This is a genomic window from Niastella koreensis GR20-10 (genome assembly GCF_000246855.1).
Classification (GTDB): Bacteria; Bacteroidota; Bacteroidia; order Chitinophagales; family Chitinophagaceae; genus Niastella; species Niastella koreensis.
Window position 1 is genome coordinate 2958575 of the sequence record NC_016609.1, and the last position, 24126, is coordinate 2982700.

17 protein-coding genes are annotated in these 24126 nt (G+C 39.1%); 7 read left to right on the plus strand and 10 right to left on the minus strand.

Annotated elements, in window-relative coordinates; genetic code table 11:
• Nucleotides 1-646: 646 nt before the first annotated feature.
• The 5 genes from NIAKO_RS11810 to NIAKO_RS38115 all read left to right on the plus strand — a co-directional run bounded on the left by NIAKO_RS11810 (nucleotide 647) and on the right by NIAKO_RS38115 (nucleotide 5397).
• A complete protein-coding gene (locus NIAKO_RS11810; protein WP_014218648.1) occupies nucleotides 647-1516 on the plus strand; it encodes a glycosyltransferase family 2 protein in 870 nt (289 codons plus the stop codon).
• 55 nt (nucleotides 1517-1571) lie between these two features.
• Nucleotides 1572-3113 carry a hypothetical protein gene (locus NIAKO_RS11815; protein WP_014218649.1) on the plus strand — a complete coding sequence of 514 codons (1542 nt, stop codon included), beginning with the start codon at nucleotides 1572-1574 and terminating at the stop codon, nucleotides 3111-3113.
• A gap of 39 nt (nucleotides 3114-3152) precedes the next feature.
• Complete coding sequence (locus NIAKO_RS11820) at nucleotides 3153-3602, plus strand: MauE/DoxX family redox-associated membrane protein (protein WP_014218650.1); 450 nt, start codon at nucleotides 3153-3155, stop codon at nucleotides 3600-3602.
• 49 nt (nucleotides 3603-3651) lie between these two features.
• Nucleotides 3652-4146: a TlpA family protein disulfide reductase gene (locus NIAKO_RS38465; protein ID WP_014218651.1), complete on the plus strand. Its 495-nt coding sequence runs from the start codon at nucleotides 3652-3654 to the stop codon at nucleotides 4144-4146.
• Between the two features lie 999 nt (nucleotides 4147-5145).
• Nucleotides 5146-5397 carry a hypothetical protein gene (locus NIAKO_RS38115; RefSeq protein ID WP_014218653.1) on the plus strand — a complete coding sequence of 84 codons (252 nt, stop codon included), beginning with the start codon at nucleotides 5146-5148 and terminating at the stop codon, nucleotides 5395-5397.
• A 286-nt stretch (nucleotides 5398-5683) separates the two neighbouring features.
• On the opposite strand, the gene NIAKO_RS11830 is transcribed toward NIAKO_RS38115, so the two are convergent.
• From NIAKO_RS11830 to NIAKO_RS11875, 10 genes are all read right to left on the minus strand, one after another.
• Nucleotides 5684-8431: an alpha/beta hydrolase family protein gene (locus tag NIAKO_RS11830; RefSeq protein WP_014218654.1), complete on the minus strand. Its 2748-nt coding sequence runs from the start codon at nucleotides 8429-8431 to the stop codon at nucleotides 5684-5686.
• Nucleotides 8432-8781: 350 nt separating this feature from the next.
• Entirely contained in the window at nucleotides 8782-10203 is a 1422-nt protein-coding gene (locus tag NIAKO_RS11835; protein ID WP_133055335.1) for a thioredoxin family protein, read from the minus strand.
• Between the two features lie 52 nt (nucleotides 10204-10255).
• A complete protein-coding gene (locus tag NIAKO_RS11840; RefSeq protein WP_014218656.1) occupies nucleotides 10256-11731 on the minus strand; it encodes a RagB/SusD family nutrient uptake outer membrane protein in 1476 nt (491 codons plus the stop codon).
• A gap of 22 nt (nucleotides 11732-11753) precedes the next feature.
• Nucleotides 11754-15176, minus strand: a complete 3423-nt coding sequence (locus tag NIAKO_RS11845) for a SusC/RagA family TonB-linked outer membrane protein (protein ID WP_014218657.1) — start codon at nucleotides 15174-15176, stop codon at nucleotides 11754-11756.
• Nucleotides 15177-15675: 499 nt separating this feature from the next.
• Nucleotides 15676-16887, minus strand: coding sequence for a FecR family protein (locus tag NIAKO_RS11850; RefSeq protein WP_014218658.1), 1212 nt, complete (start codon nucleotides 16885-16887; stop codon nucleotides 15676-15678).
• Between the two features lie 135 nt (nucleotides 16888-17022).
• Nucleotides 17023-17622: an RNA polymerase sigma factor gene (locus NIAKO_RS11855; protein ID WP_014218659.1), complete on the minus strand. Its 600-nt coding sequence runs from the start codon at nucleotides 17620-17622 to the stop codon at nucleotides 17023-17025.
• 309 nt (nucleotides 17623-17931) lie between these two features.
• On the minus strand, nucleotides 17932-18513 hold the full coding sequence (locus tag NIAKO_RS11860; protein ID WP_014218660.1) for an N-acetylmuramidase family protein: 582 nt from the start codon (nucleotides 18511-18513) through the stop codon (nucleotides 17932-17934).
• A 75-nt stretch (nucleotides 18514-18588) separates the two neighbouring features.
• Nucleotides 18589-18804 (minus strand): hypothetical protein, encoded by a 216-nt coding sequence (locus NIAKO_RS11865; protein ID WP_014218661.1) that lies wholly within the window; start codon nucleotides 18802-18804, stop codon nucleotides 18589-18591.
• A gap of 355 nt (nucleotides 18805-19159) precedes the next feature.
• Nucleotides 19160-20113: a hypothetical protein gene (locus NIAKO_RS11870; protein WP_014218662.1), complete on the minus strand. Its 954-nt coding sequence runs from the start codon at nucleotides 20111-20113 to the stop codon at nucleotides 19160-19162.
• A gap of 194 nt (nucleotides 20114-20307) precedes the next feature.
• Complete coding sequence (locus NIAKO_RS11875; protein WP_014218663.1) at nucleotides 20308-21177, minus strand: RteC domain-containing protein; 870 nt, start codon at nucleotides 21175-21177, stop codon at nucleotides 20308-20310.
• A 283-nt stretch (nucleotides 21178-21460) separates the two neighbouring features.
• On the opposite strand from NIAKO_RS11875, the gene NIAKO_RS11880 reads away from it, so the two are divergent.
• Together NIAKO_RS11880 and NIAKO_RS11885 are read left to right on the plus strand one after the other, a co-directional pair.
• Nucleotides 21461-22207 (plus strand): LytR/AlgR family response regulator transcription factor, encoded by a 747-nt coding sequence (locus NIAKO_RS11880; RefSeq protein ID WP_014218664.1) that lies wholly within the window; start codon nucleotides 21461-21463, stop codon nucleotides 22205-22207.
• Between the two features lie 5 nt (nucleotides 22208-22212).
• Nucleotides 22213-24120 carry a histidine kinase gene (locus tag NIAKO_RS11885; RefSeq protein ID WP_014218665.1) on the plus strand — a complete coding sequence of 636 codons (1908 nt, stop codon included), beginning with the start codon at nucleotides 22213-22215 and terminating at the stop codon, nucleotides 24118-24120.
• Nucleotides 24121-24126 lie beyond the last annotated feature (6 nt).

Consider the following 24126-nt stretch of genomic DNA (forward strand, 5'->3'; position numbering starts at 1 on the left):
TTCACTAGCACTGATTCCCCAGGATACGGAAAATGAATTTAAGAAAATATCGTGGCACTGTGCATGGATTATAAGTAATATATTATTGCGCCCGATCTATTTTAAATGAGCGCTATAAATTCTTGTTCACAACAACTGAATAAGGTTTCTGGATACCGTTCTGCCTTGGTTTTTCAGGATGGGGCACCATCGGTATCCTTTAGATCAAATTGCAGAAATTAATACCTCATCTTTTACTAGCAAATCAGAAATCAGATTGCCTACGAAAGCAATCACGAATAAATATACCGCGACCCGTACCCGCGGTAATTTGAATCATTAACGAATAAATTCAACATCATGCACTGCTCCTTATGTTGAAGTAGAGTCATTACCATGAGTGGATTACAAGAATAGCAATGCAACAAACAACAGAATAATCCTACTCCGGCGTGCCTTTCCAGGCAAGGGAATCCGTTTGACCGAAACAATATTTTCAAGTGTGAGGGTCAAAACCAGAAACCATCAAAGTGTATATACTGTCATTCACAAACCCGGGCAGCAGCTAGGACTTTCGTCGGCATGGATTATTCAATGGTTAGTATCACTTAGACTATATCCTGGACAAATCAATCGTTAGCTCATTTTTAAACCTTAAATGAATCGTATGCCTATTGCTCAACAAATTCAGATCCATATACCGCCGGCTGCAACGGGATTACAAGTCGGCAATAGTTCTGCGATCAATAGTAAATCGAAAAAAGAGGTTGCTATCAGCAAGTTGTCCATTATCATTCCAGCTTATAATGAGGGAAAAACTATTGCGACGATTCTTGACAGGATCAATGAGGTGAAGCTCATCAGCAATATTGAGAAGGAGGTGATTATTGTGGATGATTGCTCCAAAGACAACACAGAATTGGCAGTGAGAGAATACATGACATCCAATACCGAATTAACCATTGCCTATTTCAAATACCTCCGCCACGAAATAAACCAGGGAAAGGGTGCGGCTATACATACGGGTATCTCCGAGGCAACCGGCGAGTATCTGTTGGTACAGGATGCTGATCTTGAGTATGATCCGGGTGAATACAACACCTTATTAAAACCGATCATCAATGCTCAAGCAGATGTGGTTTATGGGTCGCGTTTTATAGGTGGCAATGCCCACCGCATCCTATTCTTCTGGCATTCTATCGGTAATCGGTTCCTTACTTTTCTATCGAACATGTTTAGCAACTTAAATTTGACAGACATGGAAACGGGGTATAAAATGTTTAGAACAGATTTAATTCAACAGCTAAAACTGGAAGAAAAGCGTTTTGGATTTGAGCCTGAAATAACTGCAAAAATTGCAATGATGTCGGGAATACGAATTTATGAAGTTGGCATTTCTTATTATGGAAGAACTTTTTCAGAAGGAAAGAAGATTGGCTGGAAAGATGGAGTTAAAGCGATCTATTGTATTCTGAAATATTCATTGTTTAGAAGTAAACATGTTATAAAAAAAAGGGAATACCAAGGTTATAAATAAATTTTTAAGCCCGCCTCTGATAGAAACAATTTGTCAATGATTTCAATTGGATGATATGAATGGACAGATTCTGCATGAAAACACTTCCTTTAAAGAATTTATCTGGGGTAATTTTAAAAACCGAAGAATTATAAAATTGACCAGTATTGCAATCTTAATTCAGCTGGTGGTTTTTAAATATTTTTATCCTTATCCTAGCTTTATCCATGACGATTCTTTTGTATACCTGGAAACCGCTTATAAAAATTTCGGAATAAATTCATACCTGGTTGGCTATTCCCGTTTTTTGAGACTTTTCAGTGTTTTTACTAGTTCTGATACTGCTCTGGTTGTTTTCCAGTATTTATTGATTCAATGCAGCAGTCTGTTTTTTTTATTTACAATATTTTATTTCCATAGCCCAAGTAAAATAGTTCAGATTATATTATTATGTTTTATGGTTCTGAACCCTTTATTTTTATTTTTAGCAAATCTTATATCAAGCGATGGCTTTTTCCTGGCAATAAGTCTTATTTGGTTTGGATTGTTGGTGTGGATAATTAATAAACCTTCAAGAAATATTCTTGTCTGGCACGCTGTAATATTATTTATAGCCTTTACGGTACGATATAATGCTCTTATCTATCCCATTATAACAATACTTGCATTCTTAAAGTCCTCAATGAATGTGAGACAGAAGATTTTTGGTTTGGGTACTGCTTTTTTTTGTTGCCTGATGTTTGTTACCTATACTACCCTTAAATATAAGACAATAAGCGGTTATTGGCAATATGCTCCTTTTAGCGGCTGGCAACTTTCCAATAACGCTATGTATGCTTATAGATACGTGGATAGCGCGAATCGAAAACCCGTACCAAATGAATTTAAACGTTTGGATGAAAGCATTCGCAAATACTTTGACAGCACTCGTAACGTGCTTCGATTTCCAAAGGAAAATTTGCAAGCTAGTACATTTTATATGTGGGACCGAAGTTTGCCATTGTATCATTACAGAAACATGGTATTTGCAAAAGATAGCATTAGCACCGATTTTCAGAAATGGGCGATGATGGGTCCATTATATAAGTCATACGGACTCTATATCATTAAGCAGTATCCTGATTATTTTGCAAGGTATTTTCTTTGGCCGAATGCCAATAAATATTACGCGCCGCCCGTGGAATACCTACAAAAATATAATGCGGGTATAGATAGCGCAGTACCGTTAACAGCGGAATGGTTCGGCTATTATAAAGTTCACTCAAGGGTAAAGGGTTATAAAACGCGGTTATTGGATTTCTATCCAATTATTTCAGGAATGATGAATCTTGTATTTTTAGCAAGTTTAATAGCATATTTTCTACTGAAAGGATATGGCTTCAATAGCCGCTTTTACAAAATGATTTTATTAACCGGCACTTTTTGGATAGTCAACGCAGCATTTAGTATCTTCTCTACAGCTTCAGCTTTACGTTTTCTTGCCTTTCCAATTCTTTTGATGACTATTTCCTCGTTAACGTTGATCGACTACCTGTGTAAAATCGCCATAAAGACTGATGTTAATAAAGCATTAAAACCGGATAGTAGACGTATAGAAACCGGAACCATTCAATTTTAATAACCTTTTTGTAATTGAAATTAACATAAGCAAAGAACCATGAAAAGATATTTTTTTATAGATATTATATCCTTGTTATTTACCATGCTCTTCCTTTACACAGCTATCAGTAAATGGATGGATTATAATATATTTAAAGAACAAATAGCACTATCTCCTCTTTTAGCCCCGATTTCTAAACTTATTGCAATATCTCTTCCGATAACAGAAACAGTAATAGCAGTACTGTTGCTGATTCCAAAATTTAGATTAATTGGCTTATATATATCCACGATACTGATGACTCTGTTCACAATTTATATCCTTTATATTCTGGCATCTGGCCAACCGATTCCTTGTACTTGTGGAGGACTTATTGAGGCTTTATCGTGGAATGGTCATCTTGTTTTTAATTGCGCATTTATTTTAATAGGTGTAACAGGCATAATAGGAGAATCAGCATTTAGAAAGAAGGCCAAAGTTGAGCTCAAATCAATTGCAATAGGCTAAAAAATGAATAACGGGATTAAAGATAATTATAAAGTAAAATTCAATAAAAATGAATATTTTAAAAACAATTTTGATTTTGATTGCATTTTCATCCTGTCGTAATGAAGTACCTCCGGTAAAAACGGGTTTTGAAGGGAAAAGACCTCCTGAATTTAAATTGTTACTATCAGACAGCAGCACCTACATAGAAGCTAGCAAACTCTCTTCAGATTCCCCTACCGTGTATTTCTATTTTTCACCGCATTGTCCTTACTCCCATGCACAAATGAAGGATATTATCAAAAATATAAATCGCCTGGGAAACATTCATTTTTACGTTTTTACCACATGGCCGTTTAATGAGATGAAGAAATTTTGTTCAACCTACGAGCTTTACAAATATAAAAACATTACAACGGGAGTTGACAATGCATACACTTTCGAACATTTTTTCAATGCTACAGGTGTACCTTATTTTGCAATTTATAAGAAAGATAAAACTCTTAGTCATGCATTTTTGGGTAAAATATCTATAGATCAAATAAAAGCTGCGACTCAAAATTAAAGCTAATTTTCTTTTGTCTTCACTATTAGCTCCAATAAATGACCTAAACAAGGTGCAACGAAGTGAGGTTTTCGATTTAAAATAAAAGAGATATAAACCAAGGATAAGACAACCGAATAAAGTTGAAACTCTATCATTCCTTAAACTATTTTTCATGAAAAGGCTTAATATTTTAAGCACTTTTTAATAATACTAGTAATTCTCGACAGTGCTCTGGCAATAAAAGCTCAAAAATCTATAATGTTATTTTTTGTTCAACGTGGCCGCCTACAGGAACTGCTTGTGCCCAATACAATATCACACATATACTGTAGATACATATGGATCTTCTTATTGAACAACTGATGGTTCGATTAATAGTGTGTGTGATACTCAATGTGACATCATTGTAGGACGGTAATATTGCCCCTGAACGTTATGTCTTATTAAAAGAGTTATCGGCTCTACTATAATGAGACAAATTCACTTACAACAGTCATCGAAACTAGACCAATTTAAAAATGGTTTAAATATCTATAGCACTAAAGATACTTGCAAGTAAGGCGGGGAAGCCGAAAACCGTTAAAATAGAGTAGGCCAATTTAAAACCTAAAAATTAAGCTTTTATGAAAAGTCTAAAACTAATGCTCACAGCCCTCACAATTGTAGCAGCCGTAGGAGGCGCTTTAGCATTCAAAGCCACAAAAAGTAGCTTCATCTTTTGTTCAACCACCTCAACAAGCGGCGCTAACTGCGTATTGCAAGAAAACAAATCTTACACTCCAGATTCGGAAGGACCCTCATTTTGTACTACTGATGGCGCCCCTACTAGGCAGTGTACAACCCAATCAAATATAACTACTCTTCAGTAAACATTATTAATAGTCTCCAGGTTCAGTGAGACATATAAAATAGTCTTCTATTTTGATTTAAATTTTTGCAGCTGCAGTGGGATTCGCCGAAAACCATTAAAAGAGTAGGCAATTAAAATTTTAGCTTTTTTAAAAAAAGCACACTTTTATGAAAAAGACAAGAATCATTTTGACTTCTCTGGCTATTGTTGCCGTTGTAGGTAGTGCATTAGCATTCAAAGCCTCAAAAAAAGACAGCGTTATTTTTTGTTCAACTTCTGCTTCTACTGGTGCCAATTGCGCAATACAAGTTAACAAAACTTATACAATTGATTTAGACAACGGAACTTCTTTCTGTACAACCGACGGTTCCCTTACACGGTCTTGCTCAGACAAGTCTGATATTTCATTTTTACAATAATTTACTACGTGGCTTTTAATATTAGCCACGCGCAGATGGCTCCATAAAGCCATTCAGAGTTAAAAAGGGTGAATCAAATTTATGATTCACCCTTTTTTATTTTTAAGTAGAATATATTTATGCTTAAGATTCACAAATACGTCAACAACACTTGATGTTATTAGTCTTATACTTTCTGCATTTTACTTTTTTTTCATCTCAAGGAATGCCTTTACGTTAACAAGCGGCTTACGACTAAAAACCCATAAATATTTCACTACAGTTAAAATTGCACAAATAATTCAGGCTATGGATTCATAAGAAGTCCCTTTCCGGGTGTTTTAATCTCATTATCTAATTCCAATCCATCATCAATTCCTTTTAATTTTGCAGGGATTCCTCTTGTCATCCACTTTGGGGGAGCTGTACCCTTTAAATAATGGTCAAAGAACTGAGTAATACGAATGGTGTGTTGAATCGACTCCCGGCCCCCCCAAGGATAAGGATAAAGGGTATGCACTCCATTATCATATTGTAACATCCAAACTCTCTTACCAAGACGTCTTAAGGCAGTAAAAAGCTCAGTCCCTTGCTCGAAATTTACAATTCCATCTTTTTTATTATTCATCATTAAAAGTGGTGTTTCAATTTTGTCAGCGTAAAAAATAGGAGAACTTTTTATATAAAGATCAGGGTTCTCCCATAGCGTTGCTCCTATTCTATTTTGATTAATTTCATAAAAAGACATTTTATTGTAACCATCTTCAGTAATAGATAAATAGTCGCTAATATCATCAGACATGCCTGAGGAAGACATTGCAGCCGCAAAAATATTGGTGTGAGTAACAATATAGTTAGTCTCATATCCGCCAAAACTGTGTCCCTGAATTCCCAGATGCTTTGCATCAACCCATGGAAATTTAGTTAAGTATTTTGCTGCGCCGACAACAGAATTGTATGCATTTTCACCAGTTTTCCCAGCAACAAAATGTATGTCAGGAGTAAATACAATATAACCATTACTGACAAACCATGGGATATTGATATGGGCGTAGGTTGCATCTGGGATTAAAAATTGATTTAGTCGATTCGACATCTTTTCATAATAATGAATTATTACTGGATACTTCTTTTGCGGGTCAAAATTTTCAGGCGTATACAATATGCCGGTTTCTTTACGACCAGCTAAAGTCGTAAAAAAGACAAGTTTCGCCTTCATCCAATTATATTGCCTCTCAGGATGTATTTCTGTTATGGGTACAAAGTGCTTAAAATCAAATGTCCAGAAATAATTTGGCGATTCTGTAGCACTTTCACGCCTAACGACATAAACATTAGAATCCTTTGATTTTATAACACGTTTTCCCATATTATATTGGCTAGCGCAATAAACATATGGACCATCAGTCAACAATACTGGATTTTGCAATTTAGTTAACGACACCTTATAAAAACCATTCATTTTATTTTTTTCATTAAACCCCGAGATTATAATTTCACCATCATCCTCTCCCAGGAACTCATTATAATAATCATCGCTCAGGTTAAATGAGATTTGATTTTTTCGGCCAAACTCGTTGGTCACGTTAAATGGCTTAGATTTCCCAGTGATATCTAAGCACCATAGATCATATTTATCTTTAACTAAAACTTTATTTCCGTTCTCAAACCATCGGAGAATTTGAATATTCCTGTGCTTGAGTAATAGTGAGCCAAACACTTCACTCTCATTCATTGGAGTGGAAAACGATTTAGTAAGATTGCATACCTTGCCGGTTTCAATATTATAGCTTAGTAAATTATTTACCAAATATGGAATCGAAGAATTAGAACCAACTAAAAATTTACCATTAGGAGATACACTTGGATAATTTAAAGGCACTCTCTTCCTAATACCTGTTCGGGTATCAACAAGATAAAATGATGGAACCGATTCCTGATTCCAGTTGTATTCGCTTATATCTCCCCCACCAGTCTTGGTAATTATCGCCAGGTTATCATTTTTTTTGTTTAAATACAAACGAATTTCTTCATTTTTTCCATTTAAGGTTGTTATTTTTCCATTTTCGAGATCAACCACCGCATCAATAGTTTCTGCTTTTCCTTTGACTTTTAATTCATTGAACTGTAGAGATTGCAATTTTGGATCTTTATAATTCCAAACATCTACCATGATAGGATCTTTAACAACACCAAAATCCGTTGTGTCTTTTAAGGTTATAAATAATCTCGTACCGTCATAACTTAACGCCCGGAGTCCTACTATTGTAAACTTATTTTCAATTTTATCGGTATTATCAATAGGAACCTCTTTGACTACACCGGTTTGCAAATCTATATTCCAGATAGAAGATGTTGGCCTATAATTTTTATCACTTTTGCCTATAAATGCAATCAACCGCTCGTTCCAACTATAAATAAGATTGCTAATTCCCTTTCCTTCCCAAAGTAACGTTTGCTCATTTCCAGGTGACCTCATTATACACAATGAATCTACAACAGAATCCTCTCCTTTATGCGACGACTTGATAGTTATTAATCTTCCGCCGACCAAAAAATATCTTGAAATATTGGAAAATTTTAAAATATCCTCCGATGTCAAATCGCGTAATAACAAACATTTTTCAGGCGCTTTCAGTTCACATGCGACCCATTGGACTTTTTGCAATGTAAGCAGTCTGAAATTCTTGATATTTGACATATACTCCACACCGTCTCCGCCCAAAGTATAAATACATAAACTATCCCCAGAATTAATAAATAAGGCTTTGCGACTATCAGTAGAGAATACAGCATTGGAAACACCAGTAAATTGTCTTTCCCATGAGTCATTTTTTGATTTAAGAATTAACTTGATAGTCGAGCCAGATTGGTTTGACGTCGAATAAAGAAAAAATTGTCCATTGTTTGTGACAGATGGTGCGCCGATATATGTCCAATTGCGAAACAAGGATGTGTCGATAGGAGGCTTTGATGGTTGAGATGATTTAGAGTTTTGAGCCTGGCTTTTACTAGTAAATCCGAATATAATTAAAAACAAATAAAATAATTTCATTTTTGGTTTATTAGATGGATAAGTTAGATTAAACAGTACCGTTAATGGCAAGGAATAATGTTCTTCTCTTAAGTTACTAAAAACTACCTTTACAAAGAAAAAAACTTACAAATCCGTTCTGACATCAAAAATCTTTTAATCTTCCCTGCCTGGTAAGGTCAAATAAATGCAAGTAGGCGTTACCGATAAAACCTAGGGACGTTATAAACTTTAACCAGTCAATGACATTCCATCCTGTTGTTTCTTTGTCAAAAATCTCAAAGATGCTATAATAGTTCTCCTTATCGATGCCTTTTTAAGACTCATAAACCTATTTCATATTAGAATGAAAATCCAACCAAATAGTATAATTAGGATCGCCATGTCGGCTCTCCTTTACGCATTTTATCAAGAGACTTTTTAAATTCATCTATAAGAAATTCCGCCAATAAATTTCTTTTGATTGCAATTGCAATTGTCTTTTCTTCGAGTTGCACAGCTTCATTAACACGGCCCATCTTATAAAGAAGATTTGCTTTTGTATCATAAAATGTTAGATACAATGAAGGATCAAATTCAAGTTTAATAGCTATATCTGTCCAAACTAGAGCCTTTTTCAAAACATTTTTATCATCACATAGACGAAATAAATCCCAACAAAAATCATTGAGAACCCAAGCATCACCTAAATTAGCACTTGGGTGCCCTACACTTTTTGAAAAAACTGTACTATTTTCCCTTGGAGGGAATTCTTTAATGCGGCTTTCAAATAATTTCGCAAACTCACTCCACTTTTTTGTGCGTTTATAAAATTGCACCTTTGCCATTGGTACAAGAGATACAGCATATTTTTCCCCATATTTTTTTGTTATTGAGCGGGACATATCCTTCCATCGAGGTTCTTCTTTAACTGGTTGACCATCTTTGTAAATTTTGTCATCTATCTCTTCTTTTTCTATCATTTTTGAAATAAAAAAGTCCGAAAAGTCCGGCTTATTAATTATTCTATCAACTTCAGCACCTCTATTTAAAAATAACTTGAAAAGCCTTCCATTTGTGCCTTCCTCAAAAAACAGGGTATAAAAGTTATCGAAAAGGACCAAGTTCATTCGCGTTAATAACGCATTATCTGAAAGAGTATCGATAACATTCTTTTTGTAGTCGTGAGCGATTTTCTTTGCAATTTCATAGTTGCCGTTTTGTCGAGATGCGATCGCTAATTCCACCATATCTGCATAGTTTTTTTTGCCAGCCTTATATTCTTCAACTTGTGTATAATACTGGCGTTTGGGGTCAGAAGCATTTTTTGTAAGAATAAGGAAATCCGGAACACTTTTATAGCCTAAATCCTGATGAACAAGTTTCCCATCGGAAGAAAAAAATAAAAATGTTGGATATCCAGTTATTGTATACTGTTTACTCAAATATTCAACATCTTTATAATGACTCTTTATATTATTATTATCCTTATCTGTCTTATCCATCTGGAACTTCACAGAAATAAAATTATTATTTAAATAATTTGCAACCTGATCGGTCGAATATACTTCCGCTTCCATCTTCCTACAAGGCGCACACCAAGTGGTGTAGCAGTCTACAAATATGTGTTTGTTCTCAATTTTGGCCTTTTCAAGCACCTGCTGCCAATCTAAATCTGATTCAAAATTAACTCTAATACTATCCACCTGTTGAGCATGGAGGATAATTGGGATAATCAATAGATATAGCCAGCATATTTTTCGCATAGTTTCTCGCTTTTTGATGGTATTTGAAGAGTCGTTTAGCTTTTGCACTCAATTAAAATTTCCATTGTCATACTCATGCACAAGCTTTCTTAATTGCCTATTAGTAACCGGAATTCTGAATGAGCTGAGGAGATTTGTCAAGTTCGGTTTTTGGTATAGGATATAACTGATCGGTCGTTTGCCAAGTGCCCCCTTTTGTGGGTGTAACAGAACTCATTAGAGCATCAACTGTATTTGTTCTTTTTAAGTCAAACCAACGATTTCCCCATTCGGTAAAAAATTCAACTTTTCTTTCTTTCATTATTGCATCTAATAGTGGCTGTTTTTGATTTGCAGGAGTTGCCCCTAAACCAGCTCTTGACCGGATGACATTCAAATCTGATTGTGCGTCATCTGGTTTATTCAACTGTGCCCTTGCCTCTGCTCTGATTAAATATTGTTCAGCTAAACGAAACACTGTACAATATTCCTGAGGAGTTGTGTTAACTGAACCAATTTTGTATTTATTGGGAAAATAATAAGTAGTTGTGCCGGATGTTGGTGTAACACTGCCAACCCAGTTTAATTTTCTCTGGTCTCCGTTTTCAAAACTGTTGACGATATAATCGCTAAGGTAAACTGGAAAACTACCATTATTCGGGCCAGTTGGCGGCAGAACAAATAGCTTACCTTCACCCGTGTTCGAATTTACGCCTGTACCTACAGCCTGCAACTGCCAAATAGCTTCATTACTATTTTTAAGGAAGACATCATTTAGTGCCGATAACTTGTAACTTGAATTGTTAATTAGCAAACTTGATTCCATTTCAGCATTTTGCCAGTCGCCTAGATACAAATATACACGTGCTAGCAGCGCAGAAGCCACCCACTTACATGGCCGAACTCTATCCGTTGTTGAAGAAAACCCGTCTGATTTTAAGTAATTTTGGCTAAGCAATCCTTTTGCAGCTGTCAAATCTTCAACGATCTGCTGATATATATCAGTTGTTCCCTCTCTCGCAAGTTTTGAATTTGTCTGCCAATTACTTGTTAATATTAGCGGTACATCCCCATATAAGTTCGCCAAATAGAAATAACAAAAAGCCCGAATAAACCTAGCTTCACCTAACAGTTGATTTTTTACCGAAGGCGTCAAAGTATTTGAAGATGTTATACCTTCAATAGCTGAGTTCGCCACATAAACGATGGGATAAATAGTGCCCCAATAATTTGCCGTTCCAACGGCCGAAATACTGCTTAAATCATTTTTATAATAAAAAGCGTAGGTTGCATAATTAGGATTAAACAGCTTTATTTCGTCCGCAGACAAGCCAGCAAACAATGACACACTTGTAACGCCGCCACTGCTGAATTCGGTTATATTACTCTTGCTCAAATTTGTATAAATGCCAGTTAGCACACTTGCAGCTGTTGCGTCGCTAGAGTAAACATTATCTGCGTTTACCGTACTCGGCGGATCAACTTCAATAAACTTTTCACATGATACCAGAGCAAAGAAAGACAATGGTATCATGTGAAACTTCCATGAAAAGTTACTATACCAAGATCTAAATAAATTCTTTATTATCTTTTGCATATTATTTCATTTTACTTTTTTATTAAAGGGCCACCTGCACTCCTACAGTTATTACTTTTAACGGAGGCAGTGTTGAGTAGCTTCTTGTTTCCGGATCCATTCCTTGATAATTTGTAATTGTCAAGAGGTTTTGACCAAAGACAAAAAATCTAGCATTGTCAATGTGAATACTTTTTAACCAAGGCTTCGGAACATTCCAAGAAAGAGACAAATTTTTCAAACGTATAAAGGAAGCATCAGAATAGGCAGCATTGCTGGCAATCGCATTATAGTAACCTAAAAAATTGCTAATATTAAAATTGTAATAGTAACGCTGTATCGGCTTATTATCGCCAGGCTTTTGCCACCTTTCCAACACAGAAACCGGTTGATTCCCATTGTTTGTAGTGCCAAAAAAGTTTCCGGGGTTATTGCCGAAAAAGTAGTTGTAACCAATCTGTTTTACAAATTGAAAAAAAACAGCTAATTCAAATCCTTTATAACTTAGTGTATTTTCTAACCCACCGTAAAACTTGGGATCGGTAGAAATTAAAACCGTTGCATCTCGGGGATAAACTGGAGAAGTTGTAAAATTTCCGCTACTGTCTATAAATTGATAAACTCCGGAGACATCTGTATTTGCAGATCTATACGCCTTGGCAACATTTACAGACTGCCCGATGACTAATTGGCTTGCATACGATGAAGTTGAAAGATTCGGAAACTCAAGAAGTTTGTTTTTAGGAAAAGTAAGATTGAAACTTGTTGTCCATTTAAAATTTTTCTGATTGATGTTGGTGGATGTGAGTGAAAACTCCCAACCACTATTTTCTATTAATGCTGGAAAATTTGTTGTTATACCTGAAAATCCAGTGGCGATAGGAAGAGAATAAGATAAAAGCTGATTTGATGAACGATTATTATAGTAATTGGTAGTGAATATAATTCTGTCGTTATTAAAACTTAAATCTACTCCAAATTGAATTTTTCGTGTTTCCTCCCACTGTAAATATGGATTCGCTAAACGATCTGGCGCAAGTCCTGTTGCACTTTGATATGGAACGCCTACACCGGTAACCGGATTATACAAATTGAGATACTGATAATCACCTATCTGATCGTTCCCAGTAGTTCCGTAACTTGCTCTAAGTTTTCCAAAACTTAGAAAGGATCTACTGGCTTTTAAAATATTTTCACTCGAAAATATCCAGGCCGCACCAATTGCACCGAAGTTGTGAAAGCGATTTTCAGAACCAAATCGGCTACTACCATCTCGCCTTCCAGTAAAATTAAGAAGATATTTATCTTTATAAGAAATATTTACCCTTCCGAATATGGCATTATATTTATAAACTGCACTTCCACCTATAGCGGAACGAGTCGGCGCTGCACTAATATCTTTTAAAACAAGATCACTGTTATATCCAGAACCACTTTGTTCTGCTCGTGAACTGTTGTTCTGTTGAAATGTTGCACCAAGTAACGTCTCAACTTTTACGTTTCCAAAAAACGGCTGAAAATTGATTTGAGGTTCTGCAACCCAAGAATTCATGTTACTGTTACTAAACTGGGAACTTCTTAATGTAGTTGGACGGATTTCAGGACGAACAGAAGTTAAAGGAGCAAGCAATGTTTGGTTCATCTGTAAATTATTATAACCCAAATTTGCCATAATATGTAGCCGACTTAATATCTTGTAAGAAATTACAGCATTGCCAATCAGGTTGTTCGTTTTTGCATTGTATGTGTTGTCTAAATAAGCCAAAGGATTTGTCCATGTAGAATTACCATTAGATAAAGGAGCCCAATTCAAAGAACCATCAGCGTTATACAACGACGGAGCAACCGGAGACAGGCTGATAGCATCTTGTGTCAAATCACGATTAATTAAATTATTATTATCAATTAAATAACTACCAGAAAGCTGCAGTTTGAATTTAGAATTAGAAGAAATGTTATTTATATTAAAATGCAACGAACCTTTCTTATCATTCGAGTTTCCTGGAAACACAGTCGTTTCCTTATGGTAACTGCTCGAAATTAGGAATTGTGTATTTGTGTTTCCTCCTGAAAAAGATGATTGAATGTCTGAATAACGTGCTGTATTACCAATCAATTCCTTTTGCCAATTAGTCTCACGAGTATTATCCCAAGTACCATTGAGATCATAATTATTATCTGTTGGGGATAAGGTGATGTTATCATTTTTTATTGCTTCGTTTCTCATTTCTAGGTATTGGTCTCTATTTAACACATCTAACATTCGTGTTACTTTTGCCCATCCACTTTGCATCTTAAAATCTACCTTTGTTTTTCCCGCGACACCTTTTTTGGTAGTTATAATAATAGCACCGTTACCAGCACGGGATCCATAAATTGCAGTAGCATCAGCATCTTTCAACACTTCGATTGATTCGATATCTGATGGATTGATAAAACTGAGGGGATTGCCAGTCCCAGCCTGGACACCAGCCTGGTTTGGGGAATTATTACCAGAAGATCCTTGAATTCTTGAAATCGTATAAAGAAGCCTTGACGGATAAGGCATCCCATCAACAATATACAATGGATCACTACCAATATTTATCCCAATTGTGTTTTGCCCCTGTATCCTTACGGCTACACCGCTACCAGGTAAGCCTGTAGCTTGTGTAATAACCATTCCTGGAACCCTGCCCTCCAATGCCAGTAAAGGATTACCAACAGGTTGCGTTTCTATTGTTTGTGATTTTATGGTGCTCACGTTGCCAGTCAAAAACCGTTTTGTAGTTTTTCCATATCCAATGATTTGAACATCGTCCAACTGACTCATTTTTGTTTTAAGCGTTGCAAAAACTTCAGTTCTGCCGCTAACACTCAAATTGAATGTATCCATATTAACACTACTGAAAGAAAGTATTGCATTTGTTTCAACTTGGGGCAAAACGAACTCGCCATTATCATCAGTAATCGTCTGTTTCTTTGTCCCTTTCACTGTTACAGTTACTCCCTGTAAGGGCCTGCCATTTTCGTCAACTACCCTCCCGTGTACCCTTAAAGCCAAAGGACCTCCACTTGCGTTGGGCGGGGCATCATCTTTTTTGGGAAAGACAGTGATCATTTTTCCTGTAATGCTATACGTTATTGGTTGGTTTTTGAATAGCATATCCAATACCTGCTGAAGTTGCATGTCTTTTACTTCTACATTTACTTTCTCGGTCTTTTTCACCAAATCTACATTGTAAAAGAAAATGTAGTCAGTTTGCTTTTCGATAGCCTTGAAGACTTCAGTAAGAGGGGCTTCCCTTTTAGAAAGCGTAATACTCTGCGAGTACCCAGCAGCACTTACATTCAGGGAGCAAGCAAAGAGTATAAAAGCAGTTATTTTCATAATTCTTACCGCCTGCCGGTATTTGTCGTTAAGCAATTCAGGCAGTGGCATGGCAATGCCGAAAGCCCGTTTTTTGCAGACACCGAAATGTTGCATAAATTCGAGTTTTGGTTAATTAAATGACGTTGCTAGTTGTTTGTTAACCATCATAGCCGGAAGTGTTACAATCACTTTCGGCTTTTTTCATGACCATACTCGCTGGTCAAGAAAAGGCGGCTAATTCCCTGGATAATTTCAATGGTTAACAGCTTTGCAGCTTTTTAAGGAAGGCAGGCAGATGTTAGTGGCACTTGGTAATGCTATAGCGTAAGGTTGATAGAAAGGAACTGTAAGGATGGTTTTTTGCACCTAAGTGCGTAATTCGCATATGTACATCAAACGCAAAGTGCATTTTAATCGCCAGCTTGAGGCGACTTTCATCGAAACTGTTCCTTGGTTTATTCTAAAAAGACAGGCTGATTGCTTAATAGTATTTGATAATTTCGACTAGCTACTCTAGCATCAATTTGAATTGATCCTATCTCCGCGTACTGTTCATTCGTACTCAGCACACTATATTATTAAAAACAATTTTCCAAGGCTATTGACTAAGGCCTTACAATAATTTTTTTCCTTCTATCTGGAAATGTACCTGGTTCTGTTCCAATACCCTCAACACTTCGGATGCGTTGGCATTCCGAGAGAGCTTGCCTGAAAATACCGGCTGTGGCACATTACCCTCAAAAACAACCTCCACATTATACCACCGTTCTATTTCATGCATAACGGTTTTTAGGTCCGCTTCGCTGAACTGGAAATAACCGTTTTTCCATGCGACCGCCTGCTCTGTATCCACATGTTCTATTAGCTCAACTGTGGACCCTTTTACGGCAGCTTGCTGTCCTGGTTTTAATATTACAACCTTGGCGCTGCCGGGCGGACTAACTACAACAAGGCCCTCAAGCAACGTTGTTCTTATTTTTGCTTCATCTGAATAGGCGTTGATATTAAAATGCGTCCCCAGCACTCTTACTTCTATTCCGTTCGCGAAGACTTTGAAAGGCTGGTTATTGTCTAAATGCGCGACCTCAAAATAAGCTTCACCCGAAATTTCCACGCGCCGCTCGCCACCATTAAAGTATACGGGATAACGAATGGACGAGGCGGAGTTAAGCCATACTTTTGAGCCATCGGACAACTGCAAGCTATATATTTCACCTTTCGCCGTTGTTAGTGTATTGTAGATCGCTTCAGTCTCGGTTGTCGATCCTTTAGCATAGGCAAGACGGCCATCCTTGTTTACCACTTCTGTATTTCCCTGCTGTGCCAATTTTCCCACAGCGGCGCTATCCAGCACGATGGCAGATCCATCTGCCAGTGTCAACCTGGCTTTGTAACTTCCCGGAACTGCATCATGTGGAACTGTCTTTGTCTTTTCCTGCACCGCAACAGCAGTTGTATCTTTCTTATATTTATTGCTCCAGACATACAAGCCAACTGCAAGGATCAGCATCGCCGCTGCTGCTACCCGATACCAGGTCCGGCTCCTTATTGGTCTTACCGGTTTTTCCTGGCCTTCCCCACGAATGAGCTCATGCACTGTTGCTTTCGCCTCGGGCGTCATGGCTTTTGCCTGTTCATATTCCCTCAGCATTTCAACTAACATTTCCCGGTTGGACAGATTCTCCAGGAAAGCCCGGTTGCGGGGCGATGCTTCCAGCCACGTATCAAGGCTGCCGCGGTCTGCTATGCCTAGCTCGTCACTTAGGTAAAGTTCTATCAGCCTTACTTTTTCAGATAACCCCTCGGGAAGATCCTGTAGTTCCATGCAATCAGGTTTAATGTTTAATGACCTTACTATCGCCTCAGAATTAATAATTAAATAACCCTCATATAATAGAAACAATCAGGAAGTACCAGATGTCCAAGAAAAATGTGGAAAAAAGAAAAAAAATTATAAAATTCAAGCAAAGTGTGGGATTAACGATAGACTGCCGTTAATTAACAGCAATAGAACGAGAAAGTCTTCTTCCGATAAAACGGCTCTCAGGTATTTGATGCCAATATGTCTTTGGGTGGTGACAGTGCTTGTAGAGATGTTGAGTTTTTGGGCTATTTCACCGGCTTGCAATCCTTCTAAATAAGTCAGTTTAAATATCTGCTTGCATTTGTCAGGTAATTCCTCTATCTTTTCATAGACCTTTTTCATTACTTCTGTCTCGATCATGCGCAGCTCCATATTCTGCTCGTCGGCTACATCTTCAAGACTGTTACCATACTCTTTTTTAACCGTTTCCTGTCTTTGCCGGTGGCGCAGGTAATTAAAACAATGATTGCGCGTTGTAATGTAAAGGAAGGCCTTAATGTTCACCAATGTCTCAAAACGGGACCTAAGTTTCCACAAACTAAGAAATACCTGGTTCACTATATCCCGCGCTTCTTCTGCGTCACCGGTCACCCGGGTGGCAAAAAACTGCAATTGTGGGAAAAATTCGTCAAATACCCGGTCGAATGCCAATTGTTGATTGCCCTTTAAGCCCTCAATAATTTCTCGTTCAGTCATGTTATATGCCATTACTGTGCTTGGTGTCAATAAAAGAAGCCGGGAATGTGGTACCGTTAAGTATAAATATATGATTGACAACAATTTTGCCCGACGCGGTACACCGGACAAGATAATTCCCCCATTTCGATCAATAGATTTGTTGCCAGGACAGGTATGAAATGATTACCATCATAAAGATAATCGGATACGAGACTTGTCACAAATTATTTTCCCACAATATACATTTGTTGATTTGACCTCCAGTCAGAAGCTATCATGCTGGCGCACAAGCAAAAGCCCCCCGACACATCAGGAGGCGTTTCATTATTACCCTGTTCGTAAATAATCGCCGGTAAACTTGTAGGCAGAAATAAGCCGGGTGTCATAACGAAAAACCCGGTAATTTTTTCCGTTATGGAATAAGGCTATTTTCTGCCAATCTTTCTTTTTAATCGCCAGATCGAGCGGCGGTACGGTTTTAATCCATCGAATGTCCAATAATACCTGGTTGTACTCACTCTCCTTAGCAAAATCCCACATTGCTCCCACCGTTTTAAATCCTATTTCGCCGAAGTGAAAGCCCATAACCTGCATGATGCCGATCGAGGTGCTTTGCATGGCGGCATCCGCATTCACAGCAAAGGCACTGTTAAAGGCTTTCCATTCCGCAGCCTGGTCGCCTACTTCATTCGTTTGCCAGGCTATATGCCTGGTATCTTGCGCCCAGTTTTTGCAAAGCCTTTTAAACCAGGATGGTTCAAATTGTATTATAATTTTCCCTGTAACCGGGTCGAATCCATGCTGACAGCTTTCAACCTGGATAATTGCTTTTAAAACCCGGTATTCATAACCGCTGCTAACAGCCAACTCATTGATCTGAGCATTGGTAAGTAATTTATCAGTTTCCATTGTTATGTTTTTTATTGGTTTGAAAAAAGACCCTCCGACTGAGTCGAAGGGCTCTTTTGTAACAACACACCTTACTTATTCATCTTCATTGAGCACCGCCGTTTGACTTACGGCACCCATTACACTGCCTGCTACAGCGAGGTACCCGGCAATGTCGATAACGATATTGGGTAAATGTGCAGGGGTTGCAAACACGGCTGCACTTACTGCCGCCAGAGAGACACCAATGTTGCGAAGTATTTTAAAAAACTTCGGAGTGGTATCCTGCATGCGGTTTATGATCTGATTCATGATTACTAATTTACTGGTTAACAAATAAAAACCACGGTCTACTAATCAATGGCCATAACCGTATGGCGCCACTTACCGGCCACGGCCCCTGCGCACTGTGCCGCGACTAATAAGGTTTGCGCTAAAAAGCAGGCATGGAGGTCTCCAGGTATACATACTTGCTCATCCGCAAACAAGCGCTCAGGTTTCATAGGTGAATGTGGCATCGGCAACAGATGAATCAGGCTTCGGTGGTAAGCTGCTGTAATAACAGGCAGCGGGTTCCTTACAGGATGTAAGCAGTTCATGGTTGCCGGGTGCCGGTGCCAGTTACCGGTCACTGGTTGCCGGGAAAACCGGTAACTGGTAACTGATTCTACGCTGCCTTATCTACCAACACAATGGTAGTGGCATTGTACTCGCCCGATTTGAGCGAGTAACCCCGGCTGTTCACCATTTGGTAATACTCGATGCCCAACGCCACCAATACGATGTCCTTGCTATTGGCTGGCAATGCCAGCGTAAGCGTAGCCGCCTGGGTGGGATCAAGGTTTAAAGGGATCTCAGGCGTTGTTTGCATAGCGTACTCGTACTTCTCTGTGACGAAGTTGATAGCAGCAGCTGCTGCCAGAATGCGGAAATGGGTGGTCCCAGGCGCCTGCTGCACACCTTGACGTGGTACAAAAGAGGGAATATTAACTATAACCTCTCCCGACACCCGGTTGAAACTAACGGGGCAGCGCACGAACAGGGAATCTGAAATGCCTGCGCGTTCGTTGAAATGAAAATTTTCAAATTGCTGTACGTCGCCATTGTTTACTGTACGTTTTCCCCTTTCGTTTATCGGGTCGGCCAGTACAATGCGCGACGCCACCTTTACCAGGCGCGCCTGGGTGATCCTGTCCTTCGCATGGATGGTAACATCCCTGAAGATCCTGCGCAGGAGTTTTGCCGCCTTACCGGCACGCGCAAACTCCGCGTTGTTCTCCCGCGTACGTTCAAAGGCGGCATCTGTCTTGATTCTGTCGCCTGACACGCCACTTTTTGCTTGTGTTTTTGCCATAGTTTTAGTTTTTAATAATGATTGAATAATTGGCTGACCGGTACAGCCAATAGCATTTTTATAATAGGTGAAATCAGTGTTGAGTTCTCTGGGAGTTCTCAGGGAGTTCTCTGACAGTTCTCTAACAGTACTCATGGGGCTGTAGAGTTCCCTGAGTATACCTGTAGGGTCCGCAGACAATAGGTAGGCAAGTAAGCTACCAGTTTCAGACAATACGGGTACCAGTACGTTACCATCTATCGCGGCTATGTTGTATGTGTTTGTCATTGTGTTCTGCTTTATGAACACAAATCTGGGACGTTTGCGTGAGTGGATTTATCGTGTTGTTATCAATTGATAAAGATTTTTTTTTGCAACAAGCCACTGTTAATTGCAACAAAAAAGGCATGCATGAAGTAGTATACTACAGCCATGCATGCCTGATACAATATTTGTTCGATTTAAAGTATCAATTGATATATTTATTTCAGCTGATCTTGCTCATCTAACTGATCTATATACCTGGTAAGACCAGCCTTCAATTCATCCAGATATTTAGTTACATTACTTTTTCTTTCCTGAATTTGGAAAAATAAACGAGAATAATAATGCAGGTCCTTTTGTAACATAGTTGACAAAAAGGTCATTACATCCCTGATAGAAGCCTTCCCATCATTGAAAAAGCCCTTGGCATGCAAAGCATACCCCAGCTCAACGATATCAGTAACGGAGGCGGTACACTGCAGCCTGGAAACAGCAACTGACCGGGAGGGAGTGACAGTTGCAGGCTCTGTAAGTTTGCAGGAAGGATTCAACATCCCATCCACATATTTCATCAACAGCTCATAAGCCATCAGCTCCGCCAGCTTTCCATCGAAGCTGGTAGAGAAAAGATCGTCAAAATGATTGACCTCGGGACAAATTTTCCAGTCATATTGCCCCCGTACAAAAAACAACTCATCATGATGGGTATAACCGTTACGGTAGTAGGAAAAAAACTGATCGTTATCAGTAAAATATTGAGCAAGCTCCCGCAATTCCTTTTCAAGCCGCTCTTTTTCAAGCAGTCCGCTGCCATTAAAATAACCGGTATGCAGGCGATGTATCTTTTGATAATAGATATACCTCGCTTTGATCACCGGTTTTACCTGTTTGAAAAAATAGATCTCGCATTCCCTGCAGGGAAAGGAATGCTCCATCACCCATTGCCTGAGCTCCAAAAGGCTTTCCTCACAGACCCGGATACATGTTTCCATCCGGGCCGGTAATTTGGTTTCGTGCGCTTCGGCGTCCTGTAAACGAAGCTTCCAGGATTGAATCAGTGCATCAAAGGTTGATTGAAAAGCAGGCATGATCTGGTATTTAGAATTTATAAATTATTTAGGCAGATCAAAACTAACGGTGGATGAAACAGAAAATACAGTCAACCGAAATCCGCCGGGAGTTATCCTAAATCCGTATGGGTTTTGGCGAAATCCGTAAAGGAATAGTTAAGAAATAGGCGCTTTTCGTTTTGCTTACACGTTATATAAAGCGTTGACTTAAATCAATAAGTGAAAGCAATTTATTCTCACGTAATGGAATAACCTTAATTATAATTAAATTTAATACTGATTGCTTAACATATACTAACCCATGAACCTGACCACTCCCCTAAAAGTGATTGTAGTGGAAGACCTGGCTCTTCTGCGGCAGCGGCTGAAGCGCCTTGTACAAAAACAACCAGGCTTTGTGGTCATAGGCGCCTGTGGTTCCGTTCGTGAGGCCATTGCACTGATCAATAACAGAAAACCGGATCTGTTGTTACTCGACATCGAACTTCCCGATGGGACCGGTTTTGACATACTCGAACAAATATCCGTTCCAACGAAGGTCATCTTTGTTACGGTGCACAACGATTATGCAAAACAGGCGTTCCGTTGCGGGGCTATTGATTATTTACAAAAGCCCGTGAACGAAGAGGAATTAGAAGAGGCGTTACAAAAAATGATCAACGTGCAGCCCCTGTTCCGGGAACAGATCGGCATCGCAGCAGACTGTTTCAGGGAAAAAAAGATGCCGGAAACCATCGTATTGCGGTCCCGTGATGTTGACCAGGTCGTGGCTGTAAAAGAAATCGCCTACCTGCATGGAGAGTACGGTTACACTACTTTTTTCTTCCATGACGGAAAGAAGGCGGTCACCACCTGCTACCTCAAGGAGTATGAGGAATTATTATCCAATACATCCTTTCTGCGTACCCACCAATCCTACCTGGTGAATAAGCTTTATATTGATCGTTACCACAAAAAAGACAGCATCATATATTTAAAAGATGCAACCGAAATCCCGGTGTCCAGCCGGAGAAAAGAAATTGTTGATCAATATTTTAAAAAGCTATAGCCACTATGTACCGGATCTTCGTCGTGGCCATCATTTGTATGGCCTGTAATACCAATGGTAACCATCGCCAGCAACCTGCCAAAGCTCCCCTGCTGCCCTTTTTTAAACAGCGGGTTAATCCCTTATTACAAAACCTGGAAACTACAGCAGCCAAAAAAATGTTAGACAGCCTGCTGCCGTACATTGAACAAAAGGACAACTATATAGATATGTGTTCCTGGCTTCGCTGTATGGCGGTGGTGTATCAACTCGAAAACAAACTCGATAGCGCCCGACTGTATGCGGACCGGTCCTTACAACTGGCGCTGGAGAAAGATACTACCCAACGGCAGGTCCTGGCCAGCAAAATTCAAACGGCAGACATTATGGGCGACCAACATTCCCTTGACAGCGCACTGATCTACGGCCGCGAAGCTTATTTCATGGCCCAGAAAATTGATACGCCGGGATTGCCGCTCATTTGCCTGAAACTGTATAATATCTACGAGAAGATCGGTGACCTGGAGATGCAAAAAAAATACCTGTTCGAGGGCTTTCAACGAAGCACCAGTCCCAAGCATAAAACAGTTTTTGCCACCAACATTTCCGAATACTATGAAAAAGTTAACGAGGTAGATTCTGCGCTGATTTTTTTCCAGGCATTGATGCAGGATACCAGTTTCAGCAATCCTTATTATAACGCAGTGCGGTATGAAAACCTGGGAACCCTTCTTTCAAAAAAAGGATATCTGAAAGAAGGCCTTGCCTATCAGTTGAAGGGCATGCAGATCAGCCGGGAGTTGGATGAACTGAGCGCTCAATCTTACTACAATATAGCAACCACCTACCTAAAGCTGGGTGAATACCTCCAGGATGAACATTTGCTGGATACGGCGCTGCGCCTTGCTTCGCATGAAAAGAACTGGGCGCTCCAAAAGCAAATATGGCGGGCCAAAGCGGACAATTGGACGCTTCAAAAAAAAACCTGGCAGGCCAGTGCCGCCAAGGATTCTGCTTTCGCGTATTATGACAAAGAAGTAGACTCCTCCGTCATCGCCCGGGCCAGGGAGTTAGAAGCAAAATACAGCCTGCTGGAAAAAGACTTTCAGATAAAATCGCTGGCGTTAAGCAACCAGGAGAGCGAAAGAACCAGGGAACAACAAAGAAGAGCGATCGTTCAGATCATTTGCAGCGTCATCCTCCTTGGCATATTTCTATATTGGGTGTGGAGGCGGAAGCAAGTTAATATGAAGATAAGGGAAGAAAGCCTGCGGCAACAATTACTCAGGGGCCAGATCAACTCTCATTTTTTATACAATTCGGTGGATGGATTACAGGAGTTGATCGAGATTGGAAACACCAGAAGCGCTATTAACTTTATACAGCATTTGGCCGAGCTCTTCCGGTTGAGCCTTGAAAATGCCCGGCAACCTTTTGTGCCGCTCAAAAACGAACTCGATGCCCTGACCAGTTATTTAACGTTGCAGCAAGTGTTAGCCGGCAACCAATTCGATTTCCACATTGACGTAGGAGGTATAGCCGACCAGCAAGTCATCCTGATCCCGCCTATGTTGTTGCAGCCTTTTGTTGAAAACGCGATCCTTCATGGGTTTGATGGTCAACAGGAAAAAGGGGAACTCAACATCCAGATCCAAAAGATAAATAAAGTTCTGCTTTGCGTGATAGACGACAATGGCCGGGGCCTTAAAGATGCCGGCGATCAATCTCAGAAGCGGTCTTTATCTACCACTATTAACAAGGAGCGGCTGGAAATATTAAGCCGGCAAACGAATACACGGGCGCAATTAAAGATCACTGGTAAAAAAGAAATAACAGGTAAAGCCGGTGTTCGCGTGGAATTAATTGTTCCTTATCAAACTCCTGTATTTACGAAAAAGGGCAAGCGCATCGACCATACAAAAGCAATTGGATAAATAGTG